General features: G+C 61.1%; 9 protein-coding genes and 4 pseudogenes. 4 read left to right on the top strand and 9 right to left on the bottom strand.

What is annotated here, in order from left to right; genetic code table 11:
• Positions 1-134: 134 nt before the first annotated feature.
• Positions 135-920 carry a helix-turn-helix domain-containing protein gene (locus tag CKW16_RS23840; protein WP_095131169.1) on the bottom strand — a complete coding sequence of 262 codons (786 nt, stop codon included), beginning with the start codon at positions 918-920 and terminating at the stop codon, positions 135-137.
• A 145-nt stretch (positions 921-1,065) separates the two neighbouring features.
• On the opposite strand from CKW16_RS23840, the gene CKW16_RS23835 reads away from it, so the two are divergent.
• Entirely contained in the window at positions 1,066-1,293 is a 228-nt protein-coding gene (locus CKW16_RS23835; protein ID WP_008152143.1) for a DUF6555 family protein, read from the top strand.
• Between the two features lie 47 nt (positions 1,294-1,340).
• Here the strand turns inward: CKW16_RS23835 and CKW16_RS23830 are convergent, their stop codons facing one another.
• From CKW16_RS23830 to CKW16_RS23820, 3 genes and pseudogenes are all read right to left on the bottom strand, one after another.
• Complete coding sequence (locus tag CKW16_RS23830; protein ID WP_056740143.1) at positions 1,341-1,505, bottom strand: metallothionein; 165 nt, start codon at positions 1,503-1,505, stop codon at positions 1,341-1,343.
• A gap of 244 nt (positions 1,506-1,749) precedes the next feature.
• On the bottom strand, positions 1,750-2,205 hold the full coding sequence (locus CKW16_RS23825; RefSeq protein ID WP_095131167.1) for a DMT family transporter: 456 nt from the start codon (positions 2,203-2,205) through the stop codon (positions 1,750-1,752).
• Positions 2,205-2,689: pseudogene (locus tag CKW16_RS23820) on the bottom strand (DMT family transporter). Before CKW16_RS23820 ends, CKW16_RS23825 begins: the two are co-directional and overlap by 1 nt.
• A gap of 244 nt (positions 2,690-2,933) precedes the next feature.
• Here CKW16_RS23820 and CKW16_RS23815 point away from each other — a divergent pair.
• Positions 2,934-3,869 carry a LysR family transcriptional regulator gene (locus CKW16_RS23815; protein WP_095131153.1) on the top strand — a complete coding sequence of 312 codons (936 nt, stop codon included), beginning with the start codon at positions 2,934-2,936 and terminating at the stop codon, positions 3,867-3,869.
• Positions 3,870-3,962: 93 nt separating this feature from the next.
• Here CKW16_RS23815 and CKW16_RS32975 read toward each other — a convergent pair.
• The 3 genes and pseudogenes from CKW16_RS32975 to CKW16_RS23805 form a co-directional block, all read right to left on the bottom strand.
• Positions 3,963-4,550, bottom strand: a pseudogene (locus tag CKW16_RS32975) (methyl-accepting chemotaxis protein); the annotation flags it as partial.
• Between the two features lie 318 nt (positions 4,551-4,868).
• Positions 4,869-5,639, bottom strand: a pseudogene (locus CKW16_RS32970) (cache domain-containing protein); the annotation flags it as partial.
• A 212-nt stretch (positions 5,640-5,851) separates the two neighbouring features.
• Positions 5,852-7,168 carry a Na+/H+ antiporter family protein gene (locus tag CKW16_RS23805; protein ID WP_176471598.1) on the bottom strand — a complete coding sequence of 439 codons (1,317 nt, stop codon included), beginning with the start codon at positions 7,166-7,168 and terminating at the stop codon, positions 5,852-5,854.
• 281 nt (positions 7,169-7,449) lie between these two features.
• On the opposite strand from CKW16_RS23805, the pseudogene CKW16_RS32965 reads away from it, so the two are divergent.
• Together CKW16_RS32965 and CKW16_RS32960 are read left to right on the top strand one after the other, a co-directional pair.
• Positions 7,450-8,829, top strand: a pseudogene (locus CKW16_RS32965) (HAMP domain-containing protein); the annotation flags it as partial.
• Positions 8,830-8,931: 102 nt separating this feature from the next.
• On the top strand, positions 8,932-9,687 hold the full coding sequence (locus CKW16_RS32960) for a methyl-accepting chemotaxis protein (RefSeq protein ID WP_371918049.1): 756 nt from the start codon (positions 8,932-8,934) through the stop codon (positions 9,685-9,687).
• Positions 9,688-9,820: 133 nt separating this feature from the next.
• Here the strand turns inward: CKW16_RS32960 and CKW16_RS23795 are convergent, their stop codons facing one another.
• The gene (locus CKW16_RS23795; RefSeq protein ID WP_095131145.1) at positions 9,821-11,134 is read right to left on the bottom strand and encodes a sensor histidine kinase; all 1,314 of its coding nucleotides are present in this window, start codon (positions 11,132-11,134) and stop codon (positions 9,821-9,823) included.
• Positions 11,131-11,799, bottom strand: coding sequence for a response regulator transcription factor (locus tag CKW16_RS23790; protein ID WP_056740136.1), 669 nt, complete (start codon positions 11,797-11,799; stop codon positions 11,131-11,133). Before CKW16_RS23790 ends, CKW16_RS23795 begins: the two co-directional genes overlap by 4 nt.
• Positions 11,800-11,801 lie beyond the last annotated feature (2 nt).

Genomic DNA, 11,801 nt, shown 5'->3' with positions numbered 1-11,801 from the left:
CGGCAGAAGACAAGGATTGATCAATCGAAGTATGCTTTTTCATGGACTCGCCCTCGCTGTCGTTGGCTGTTTAGACTGCCACCGTGGCGCATTGACGCCTCGGCGTGGGCGAGTCCATTCAATTACACGTTTTGTTATGCCTCGGCCTGACGCTGGCTCGCGGAAAACTGCGAAGGCGCGACGCCCAGTTCCCGCCGAAACATGTCGCTGAAGCTGCTCGGTGAATAACCCAGCTCCCGGGCAATCGCACTGACCGGCACGCCCTGGATCAACTCCGCCACCGCGGTCGCCAGTTGCACCTGTCGCCGCCACTCGGCGAAGCCCATTCCCAGACCGTCCTTGAACAACCGCGCCAGGGTACGCACGCTGGCACCGGCGTTTTCGGCGTGTTGTTCGAAGGCAATGTCCAGCGATGGCGCGGCCATGACCGCCTGACACAGGTTCATCAGGCGCCGGTCGGAATTATCCGCCAAGGGGATTTTCAGCAACGAGCGCCTGGCTCGCCTGAGCTCCAGCAGCGCCAGGCCGACCAGTGCTTCGTAATACTCGGGCGCGCCATCGTCGCCCTGCTCCACCAGCCCGACGATCAGCTCACGCAGCAGTCCGCCGACTTCGATCACCTGAACCGTGTCGTCCAGCGTCGCCGCCAATGACGGCCGCAGGTAGATGTTGCGCATCTGCAAATCCGAAACCACGCGAATCCCGTGGGGCACACCGGGTGGCAGCCACACCGCTCGTTGCGGCGGCACCACCAGCGCTTCATGGGGCGTCTCGACCCACATCACCCCGCTCATCGCATACAGCAACTGCCCCCAGACATGCTCATGCGGCTCGATGTACAAGCCGCGCGGATAGGTGCGCGCCAGCGGTTGCACGGGCACATCGGTGTCACTCAGGTCTGGAGGGGTGGCAAGGGCCATGGGCAGCAATCATTGGGGGTTTCAGAGATTGCATGGTAACCAGCCACGGGGCTTGTCGCTACGGGCGGCATCCATCTGACAATTCGACTGAATTTTCCGTAACCCCGACGATCCTTGTATTACCACAGGGAGGAATATGGGCTTTATGAACAACGCAAAACTTTTCGTCATTGAATACACCCTTCATGGCGCGCCCAAGTCTTTCATCATCCGCCTGGACAAGATGGATAACGCGGAGGCCTGGCATTGGGCAAGTTGCGACGCGGGGGTCGGACGAATCCCTCGCTTCGGCCGAGAGAAGGTGCAAAAAACCAGCAAGCCGATGGCGGAGAAGTTCGGCGTGGAAAACGTCAAGTGGCGGCCGGCAAATTGAAATGAAAGTGGAGCCCGATCAGGCTCCACCTTTTTTTGGATGAGTGGTCAGCGTTGGGCGCACTTACAGCCCTTGCTGGCACATTCTTCGCCATGTTCGTGGTGCTTGGCGCAGGCTTCACAGCAATAGTGCTTGCCGTGGCGCGCGATCGGATGTTCGCCCAGTTTGCAGGAGCATTTGGGGCAGTCGCATTTACTTTCACTGTCGATCATGAGCCTGACTCCATTGGTTGTGGTCGTCCGGGTCTGGCAAATGCGACCCGTACCACCAGTGTAGGAGCTTGTAGCAGCTGTCGAGCCTGCGAGGCTGCGTTCGAGGACTAGTCCTCGTAAATCCTGCGCACGCGGTCTACCTGAAACTCCGCAGTGCCTGATTTTACGATCACTGCGCGACCGAACGCAGCCTCGCAGGCTCGGCAGCTGCTACACGTACGTGTTCGGCATGAGTTATTGGGTGTTAATCGCTTCTTGTGCTGCTGCGATACATGAACACCAGCGCCAGCCCCAGACACACCATCGCCAGTATCCGGCTGCTGGACAACTCGATCGCCGGGTTGCCCAGCCAGCCGAAGTTATCGATCAACATCCCCATCCCCAGTTGCCCGACGATCACCGCCACCGTCGCCACCGCCGTGCCGACCCGCGGCACCGCGCCAACCATCACCATCATGTAGACCACGCCGAACAACGCACCGCTGAGCTGCCATTTCGGCACGTCCAGCAAACTCACGGCATGGGCCGGTTCGAAAAACAGGATCAGCAGCCCGGTGGTCACGGCACCGACCACGAAGGTCAACAAACTGCTGCGCACCACGCCCACCGTTTCGCCCAGCCGCCCATTGATCGCCGCCTGGACGCTCAACACCGCACCGGCCGCCACGACCACCGCCAACAAAATTATCAGATTCATCATCAACCCCGAGCGATCAGCACAAGTGCCGCGACAATCAGCAGCAAGGCCAGCCAACGTTCACCGTTGACCTTCTTGCGGATGGCGCCGAACCAGCCGAAGTGGTCGATCAACACGCTTTTGCCGACCTGCCCGGACAGGATGGCGATCATGGTCATGGCATGCCGATGTGAGGCGTGGCCAAGGTCAGCACGATCACGTACATCGGCCCCAGGAACCCACCGATCAACTGCCAGCGCGGCAGCTCATTCAAAGCGGGCCCCTGTTGCGGACCGCTGAACAACAACAGCAAAAACAGAATCGCCGAGCCGACACCGAAGATGCTCAAGGTCGCCCACAAGTGCCCGACCTGAACCCCGAGCGGCCCGAGCAAACCGGCCTCCACGGAGAGGCCCATGCCGGCCAGAATCACCAGTGGCAGCAGCAACAGCCGTAGCCCTGGTTGGGTCGCTGGCGTTTCAGTGATGTCGATTGAAGAAGATTGCATTAAGGGACACCTACCAGTTATCAGATAAAACACGGGCCCCTGTAGGAGCAGAGCTTGCTCGCGAAGACGTTGTGTCAGACACCGAAGATGTCGACTGGCACGCCGCCTTCGTCGGAACGCCGCCCGGAGCAAGCTCTGCTCCTACAAGGGATGTTGGTGGCGCGCATTATCGGCTGGCGATCCTTTGCGATAAATGAGAGCATCCTGACAACACTTTTGCGCAACTCGCACAGCAGGATTCGTCATGCATGGCCTCAACGAACTGGGTTTCAAGGCACTTCGGCTGTTTGTAGCGGTGCTGGATCACGGCAGTTTTTCCGAAGTCGCCCGCCGCGAGGGCCTGGCACCCTCTTCGATTTCGCGGCAGATCCAATTGATGGAACAAGCCCTGAGCCAGCAATTGCTCTACCGCCACACCCGCGCCGTCTCGCCCACCGAAGCCGGGCGCATGCTCGGTCATCATGCGCGGTTGGTGCTGGTGCAACTCGAAGAGGCCGAACAGGCCTTGCAGGAACAGCAAAGCGAACCGAGCGGACTGGTGCGGATCAATGCGCCCGTGGTGTTCGGTCAGCGGCACCTGACGCCGTGGCTGGGGCAGCTCTGCGAGCGTTACCCGAAACTGCAACTGGATATCCAGCAGACCGACAGCTACGTCGACCCGCTACAGGAAGGCGCCGACCTGCTGTTTCGCATCGGCCCGCTGCACGATTCGAGCATGCAGGCGCGGATTCTGGCGCCCCATCGTTTTCAAGTCGCCGCGAGCCCGGCCTATCTGGAACGTCACGGCACGCCGCAACATCCCGAAGAACTGGCCGCGCATCAGTGCCTGGCCTACAAGGGCGTGACCGGTCAGCAACGCTGGTTTTTTCGCAAGGATCAGCAGGACTGGACGCCCTGGTCGGTGAAGGGGCCAATCACCGGCAACCACGCCGACACCCTGACCCAAGCCGCCGAACAAGGCTTGGGGCTGGTGATGTTTCCGTCGTGGCTGATTGGTGAGGCGGTGCGCAACGGCACTCTGGTGCCGGTGCTGGGGGCGTATCAGGTGTCCAACAGCCTTGAGCCGCAGCAGATTGCGGTGCTGTGGCCTGGGAGCCGGCGGTTGTCGGTGAAGGTGCGGACAGTGATTGATTTCTATGTCGAGTGTTTTGGCGCGGTGCCCTACTGGGACAGACCGTAGCCACCCGCCCTTGTAGGAGCTGAGCTTGCTCGCGATGGCGTTCTTGAGATCGCCATCGCCGGCAAGCCGTGCTCCTACAGTTTTTGGGTGGTGTCAGATTCGGAACTGACCGACTAGTTTGCCCAGACGATGACCGAGGTCGGCGAGGCTGCGGGAAGTCTGCGCACCGAGTTGGGTTTCGTCGGCAACGCTGTCCACGGCCACGGCGATCTGATGCACGCTGCGGTTGATCTCTTCGGCCACGGCGGTCTGCTCTTCGGCGGCGCTGGCGATCTGCGCGTTCATCGAGTTGATGGTGCCGATCAGTTGGGCCATGGTATCGAGCGAAGCGCCGGCCTCGTTAGCCTGAGCCGACGTGCCGTCGCCGGCCTCGCTGGAACGGCGCATCGCTTCCACCGCCGACTGAGTGCCGGCCTGCAAGCGATCGATCATGCCCTGGATTTCCTGGGTGCTGATTTGCGTGCGACTGGCCAGCGCGCGAACCTCGTCGGCCACCACAGCAAAACCACGACCGGCTTCACCGGCGCGGGCGGCTTCGATGGCGGCATTGAGCGCCAGCAGGTTGGTTTGCTCGGCAATCGAACGGATCACGCCGAGCACGCTGACAATCGACGACACGTCTTTTTGCAGGCTGTCGAGAGACACGCCGCTGCTGCGAATGTCGTCCACCAACGCATGAATCTTCACGATGCTGCCGGCCACCACACGCTTGGCAGCCTGGCCTTCTTCGTCGGTCTGCTGGGCAGCCACGGCGGCGTTTTGCGCACTTTTCGCCACTTCCTGAGCGGCGGCGGACATTTGGTTGATCGCCGTGGCGACCTGATCAGTTTCGTGACGCTGACGCTCCATGGCCTGATCCGAGCGCTGGGCCTGATCGGAGACCTGATTCACCAGCCCGGTCAGTTGCGAGGTCATTTCGGTGATCTGGCGCACCAGGCCGTGGATCTTGTCGACGAAGCGGTTGAACGAACCGGCCAGTTCGCCGAGTTCGTCCTGGCTGGTGATGGTCAGGCGACGCGTCAGGTCGCCCTCGCCCGCCGCGATGTCATCGAGGTTGGCTTTCATCAGGTTCAGCGGACGCAGGATGGTGTTGGCCAGCAGCATCCCGGCGACGGCAATCACCAACAGCACCACCGCGGCAATCCCGACGATGCTCAGCACCACGCCTTGCATGCGCTCCTGGACCTTGATTTCGACCAGTGCCACTTGGGCTTCGATGCCGTCAAGGTTCACCGAGGTACCGACCGCCATGTCCCACTTCGGCAGGTATTCGGTGTAGCCGAGTTTGGGCACCAGCACCTTGGTGTTGCCGGGTAGCGTCGAGCTGTATTGCAGATAGTGGGTCCCGTCCTTGGCGACTTTCACCAGGTCGCGGTTGACGTAGACGCCGTTCGGATCGCGGTTGTCCTTGAAGCTCTGGCCCACGCCTTCGGGGCTGTTGGCCTTGAACAGGCGCACGGTGTTGGAGTCGTAGCCGAAGAAGTAGCCGTCCTTGCCGTAGGTGATGCTCGACAGCAACTTGACCACCTGGGCCCGCGCCGCGTCATCACCGGGAGCGGCCGCGTCGTAGAGCGGTTTGATCGTGGTCATGGCCACGGCGACGTAGCTTTGCAGCGTTGCCTTGGCATCGCTGAGCAGGCGCTGGCGAGTTTCCTCGACTTCCTTGCGGGCCTGCTCCTGCAGAATGAACAACGTGGTCAGGCTGATGACCAGCGCAAAGAGCAACACCGGGAGGACGGCAAGGGACAGGACTTTAGCCTTCAGGCTCATGCGCATGACGGTTCACTCTTTTGATTTTATTGGCGTGGTTAAAGGCTTTAACGGCACGCTGGATCAAAAGTTGAATGCACTTGGTGTTGATCGTTCCCACGCTCTGCGTGGGAATGCAGCCGGGGACGCTCCGCGTCCCAATAGCGTGACGCAGAGCGTCACAGGAGGCATTCCCACGCGGAGCGTGGGAACGATCAGTCATAGGTGGCGGCTTAGAGGACCATCGCCGCCACCCAGCCGAACGCCAGCAGCGGGAGGTTGTAGTGCAGGAAGGTCGGGACCACGGTGTCCCAGATGTGGTGATGCTGGCCATCGATGTTCAGGCCCGAGGTCGGGCCGAGGGTCGAGTCCGACGCCGGTGAACCGGCATCGCCCAGCGCACCGGCAGTACCGACGATGCAAACGATCGCGATCGGGCTGAAACCCAACTGTACGCACAACGGCACAAAAATCGCTGCCAGGATCGGCACTGTGGAAAACGACGAACCGATGCCCATGGTCACCAACAGTCCGACCAGCAACATCAGCAACGCGCCAATGCCTTTGCTGTGGCCGATCCACGAGGCCGAGGTTTCGACCAGTGTCTGCACCTGACCGGTGGCTTTCATCACTTCGGCGAAACCTGAGGCAGCGATCATGATGAAGCCGATCATCGCCATCATTTTCATGCCTTCGGTGAACAGATCGTCGGTTTCACGCCACTTCACGATCCCCGACACCGAAAAAATCAGAAAGCCTGCCAGCGCACCTATGATCATCGAGTCCAGCAACAGCTGAATGATGAACGCCACCGCGATGGCCAGACCGGCGACTATCAGGCTCAGTGGGTTGTACTGCACCGCGACCTGTTCGACTTGCTCGATCTTTTCCAGATCGTAGACGCGCTTCTTGCGATAGCTGACAAACGCTGCCGCGAGCCCGACGACCATGCCCAATGCCGGAATCCCCATGGCATGGGTGACGTTGATGCCGCTGATGTCCACACCGCTACGGGCGACGTTGGCCAGCAGGATTTCATTAAGGAAGATGTTGCCGAAGCCCACGGGCAAGAACATGTACGGCGTAATCAGGCCGAAGGTCATGACGCAGGCAATCAGTCGGCGGTCCAGTTGCAGCTTGGTCAGCACATATAAAAGCGGCGGCACCAGCAGCGGAATAAAGGCGATATGTATCGGCAGAATGTTCTGCGAAGCGATGGCCACCACCCACAGCAAACCGATCAACAACCATTTGACCTGACGGCCACCGCTGGCGTGCTGGCGGTCGACCATCAGCAAGGCTTTGTCGGCCAGGGCGTGTGCCAGGCCGGACTTGGCAATGGCCACGGCGAAAGCGCCGAGCAATGCGTAGGACAACGCGACCGTCGCGCCACCACCGAGGCCGCTGTTGAAGGCTTTGAGAGTCGCGTCGATGCCCAGGCCACCGGTCAAACCACCCACCAGGGCGCCCACGATCAGCGCGATCACTACGTGCACGCGGGACAGGCTGAGGATCAGCATGACGCCGACCGCGGCAATTACAGCATTAATCATCGTTACCTCAAGGCAAACGGAAAGAGTCCGGCCGGCAGCCTGCAAAGAGCCACCAGCGGATTAAATGAGAGGGTTTTATTAGAGGGCGCGCACTGTGCCGCAGCATCCACGCCTTGTCAAAGCGAACACCGCCCCCGTAGCAGCTGGCGAAGCCTGCGTTCGGCTGCGCAGCAGTCGTAAAACCTGCTTGCACGTTCATCCAGATACACCGCGCCAGCTGGATTACGACTGCTGCGCAGTCGAACGCAGGCTGCGCCAGCTGCTACAGGTTTCGTGTGATGGCTTATTTAATTGAGCGCATAAAGAAAGCCGAATCGCGGCCGTTACAGTGCAAAGTCTCAGATATTTATCGAATAAAGGACGTCTCCATGTCGCTCAGACAACTTTCCATTCAATGGAAAATCACCCTGCTGGCCGGGCTGTGCCTGGCCGGCATCGTGACCCTGCTGGTGGGTCTTTCGCTGTATCGCATGGAGCACAGCTCCGAGATGGTGAAAGCATCCAGCATGGAGATGCTCACCGAAGCGGCCCAGGCCCGGATCGAATCCCAGGGTGAAAACCAGGCGCTGGGGATTCGCCAGCAGTTCATGGACGCCTATCAATATGGCCACGGCTTTTCGCGTCAGGTGCTGTTCCTGCGCGACCAGGCCGAGAAGCGCTTTCTCGATGCCTTTGACCTGCGTGAAGACCTGACGCGTCAGGTCAAATCGGCCCTGCAAGCCAACCCGGAACTGCTCGGCCTGTCGCTGGTGTTCGAAGCCAACGCGCTGGACGGCAAGGACGATCTGTTCGCCGGCCAGGCCGAGTTGGGCAGCAACGACAAGGGCCGTTTCGCGCTCTATTGGTCGCAGCCGACTCCGGGCAAGGTGACGTCGATGGCGCTACCGGAAAGCGACATGGCCGACACCAGCACTGGCCCTAGCGGCGAACCGGCCAACGCCTGGTTCACCTGCCCGCGCACGACCCTCAAGCCCTGCGTGATCGAACCCTACTTCTATGTGATCGATGGCCAGAACGTGCTGATGACCAGCATAGTTTTCCCGCTGATGGTCAACGGTAAAGTCATTGCTTCGCTGTCGGTGGACATCAACCTCAATAGCCTGCAAGCCGTCAGCCAGGGTGCGAGCAAGAAGCTCTATGACGGCCAGACCAACGTCAGCATCATCAGCCCGGTCGGTTTGCTGGCCGGTTACAGCCCGGACGCCAGCAAGCTCAGCCAGCGCCTGGACACCGTGGACAAGACCAACGGTGCCGAGCTGATCCGCATGCTCGCAACCAGCAGCAAGACCGAAAGCCTGCACAACAATCAACAGCTCAAAGTGCTGTCGCCGTTCCAGCCGATTCCCGGCGGCAAGTCCTGGGGCGTGTTGCTCGAGGTACCGGAGAAAGTCCTGGTCGGCCCCGCTGAAGCGCTGAAAAAACAACTCGATGAAAGCAACACCGCCGGTACCCTGGTCGAACTCGGCCTGGGTGTGCTGGCCGCGTTGATTGGCCTGTTGCTGGTGTGGCTGATGGCCCGCAGCGTGACCAGGCCGATCCTGGGTGTGGCGCACATGCTCGAAGGCATTGCCAGCGGCGAAGGCGATCTGACCCGCCGCCTGGCCTACGACAAGCAGGACGAACTCGGCCAGTTGGCCGGTTGGTTCAACCGCTTCCTCGACAAGCTGCAACCGATCATCGCCGAGGTCAAACGCTCGGTGCAGGACGCGCGCAGCACGGCGGATCAGTCGTCCGCCATCGCCACGCAGACCAGCGCCGGCATGGAGCAGCAATACCGTCAGGTGGATCAGGTCGCTACCGCTTCCCACGAAATGAGCGCCACCGCCCAGGACGTTGCCCGCAGTGCAGCGCAAGCGGCACAGGCAGCGCGGGATGCGGACCAGGCCACCCGCCGCGGTTTGACCGTGATCGACCGCACCACCACCAGCATCGACAACCTCGCCGCTGACATGAGCGCGGCGATGGTCCAAGTCGAAGGCCTGGCGGCCAACAGCGAGAAGATCGGTTCGGTGCTGGAAGTGATTCGAGCCATCGCCGAACAGACCAACCTGCTGGCGCTCAACGCCGCCATCGAGGCCGCTCGTGCCGGTGAAGCCGGACGCGGTTTTGCCGTGGTAGCCGATGAAGTGCGCAACCTGGCACGCCGGACCCAGGAGTCTGTCGAAGAAACCCGCCTGGTGATCGAGCAATTGCAGAGTGGCACTCAGGACGTGGTTGGTTCGATGAACAACAGCCATCGTCAGGCTCAGGGCAGCGTCGAACAGGTGGGTCAGGCGGTGACGGCGCTGCGGCAGATTGGTGAGGCTGTGACGGTGATCAGCGACATGAACCTGCAGATCGCCAGTGCCGCGGAAGAGCAAAGCGCCGTGGCCGAGGAGATCAACAACAACGTGGCGACGATTCGGGATGTGACGGAGTCGTTGTCAGGGCAAGCGAATGAGTCGGCGAGGGTGAGTCAGTCGCTCAATAGCCTGGCGAATCAGCAGCAGAGTTTGATGGATCAGTTTCGCGTTTAACCGGACGCCGATCGTTCCCACGCTCCGCGTGGGAATGCCGCCAGGGACGCTCCGCGTTCCGCTTTGGGATGTGACGCAGAGCGTCACGGGATGCATTCCCACGCGGAGCGTGGGAACGATCAGTAGGGAGAGATCAGCGTTTGGGTAATTCGATTACAACCTTCAACCCGCCCCACTCGCTCTCCTCCAACCGCAACACCCCGCCCCACGTATCGACGATGTCCCGCACGATCCCCAATCCCAACCCATGCCCATCCGTCTGTTCATCAAGCCTGGTCCCCCGGCTGAACACCTGATCGCGCTGGTCTTCGGGAATCCCCGGCCCATCGTCTTCCACGCTTAACTCAAACCCTTCTACCGTCTCGACCACGTTCAACCGAACCTCGGCGTCCGCCCATTTGCAGGCGTTGTCCAGCAGGTTACCGAGCAGTTCGAGCAAGTCCTCGCGATCCCATGGCAGTTGCAATCCCTTCGGCGCCACATAGCTGAGGTCAAGATGCTCACCATGAATCATGTTCAACGTCGCCAGTAACCCAGGCAATTCGGCATCGCAATCAAACAGCGCCCCCGGCAACGCATCGCCGGATAACCGTGCGCGATTGAGTTCGCGATTGAGTCGCTGCTGGACCTGTTCCAGCTGCGCCTTAATCACCTTGCGCAGTTCTGGATGCGCATCGAGCTTCTCGCTTGAGGCCAGGCTCAACAACACCGCCAGCGGGGTTTTCAAGGCGTGGCCGAGGTTGCCCAGCGCATTGCGCGAGCGCTTGAGGCTGTCTTCGGTGTGAGCGAGCAAATGGTTGATCTGCGCCACCAGCGGTTCAAGCTCGACCGGCACCTGATCATCGAGTTGCGAGCGCTGGCCTTGCTGCAACTGGGCGATCTGCTCACGCGCTTTTTCCAGCGGGCGCAAGGCGCGGCGCACGGTGATGCGTTGCAGCAGCAGAATCAGCAGCAACCCCGCCAATCCCAGGCCGAGACCAACCTGTTGCATACGCAGGAAACTCTCGCGCACCGGCGTGTAATCCTGGGCCACGCTGATGGAAATCGATTGGCCCAAGCGCCGATAGTCCGAACGCAGCACCAGCAATTGCTGGCCTTCCGGCCCCAATTGCAGGTTGCTGTGCAGGCCGGCATGGTCGAGGCGCGGCAGTTCCTGATCCCATAGCGAACGGGAGCGCCAATGGCTGTCGGCAAAATCGATGCGGAAGTAATGCCCGGAAAACGGTCGCTGATAGGCCGGCGACAGGTGTCGCTCATCCAGCTGCAAACCCTGCGGCCCACGCACCAGCGCCACCAGCAGGTTTTCGCTGTCGTTGCGCAGCCCGGCTTCGAGGTAGCGCTGCAAACCCATTTCGAACAGCCACAGGCTGGTCTGCGCCAGCACCAGGCCGACGATCACCATCACGCTGATCAAACCCAGGCTCAAGCGGCGCTGGATCGACCTCACTGGGCTTGCCCGCCGAACAGGTAACCCTGGCCGCGACGGGTTTCGATGACGCTGCGCCCTAGTTTGCGCCGCAGGTGGTTGACGTGGACTTCGAGCACGTTGGAATCGCGCTCGGTTTCACCGTCGTAGAGGTGTTCGGCGAGGTGGCTTTTGGAAAGAATCTGCTCGGGGTGCAGCATGAAATAACGCAGCAGGCGGAATTCAGCGGCGGTGAGCTGGATGTCAGCGCCGTCACGGGTCACGCACTGACGGCCTTCGTCCAGGTGCAGTCCGGCAGACTTGAGCGTCGGCTGGTTGGCATGCCCATGGGAACGGCGCAACAGCGCCTGGACGCGCAAGTGCAGCTCTTCGGGGTGGAAGGGTTTGGTCAGGTAGTCGTCAGCGCCGGCCTTGAGACCTTCGATCCGTTCGGCCCAGGAATCACGGGCGGTGAGGATCAGCACTGGCGTCGACAGGCCAGCGGTCCGCCATTGCGTCAGCACCTCGAGCCCTGGCAAACCCGGCAGGCCGAGGTCGAGGATGATCAGGTCATAAGGCTCGCTGCTGCCCTGATACACCGCGTCGCGACCGTCGGCCAGCCAATCCACGGCGTAACCCTGACGGTTGAGGCCGGCCATCAGTTCGTCGGCCAGCGGCACATGGTCTTCCACCAGAAGCAAACGCATCG

This window comes from Pseudomonas sp. Irchel s3h14 (assembly GCF_900187425.1).
Taxonomy (GTDB): Bacteria; Pseudomonadota; Gammaproteobacteria; order Pseudomonadales; family Pseudomonadaceae; genus Aquipseudomonas.
The sequence above is the reverse complement of the archived record's forward strand: the minus strand, read 5'-3'. Positions and strand labels throughout refer to the sequence as shown.

Coding starts and splice junctions, on each gene's coding strand:
- CKW16_RS23840 (WP_095131169.1), bottom strand. CDS start 920: ATGGCCCTTGCCACCCCTCCAGACCTGAGTGACACCGATGTGCCCGTG.
- CKW16_RS23835 (WP_008152143.1), top strand. CDS start 1,066: ATGAACAACGCAAAACTTTTCGTCATTGAATACACCCTTCATGGCGCG.
- CKW16_RS23830 (WP_056740143.1), bottom strand. CDS start 1,505: ATGATCGACAGTGAAAGTAAATGCGACTGCCCCAAATGCTCCTGCAAA.
- CKW16_RS23825 (WP_095131167.1), bottom strand. CDS start 2,205: ATGATGAATCTGATAATTTTGTTGGCGGTGGTCGTGGCGGCCGGTGCG.
- CKW16_RS23815 (WP_095131153.1), top strand. CDS start 2,934: ATGCATGGCCTCAACGAACTGGGTTTCAAGGCACTTCGGCTGTTTGTA.
- CKW16_RS32960 (WP_371918049.1), top strand. CDS start 8,932: ATGGAGCAGCAATACCGTCAGGTGGATCAGGTCGCTACCGCTTCCCAC.
- CKW16_RS23790 (WP_056740136.1), bottom strand. CDS start 11,799: ATGCGTTTGCTTCTGGTGGAAGACCATGTGCCGCTGGCCGACGAACTG.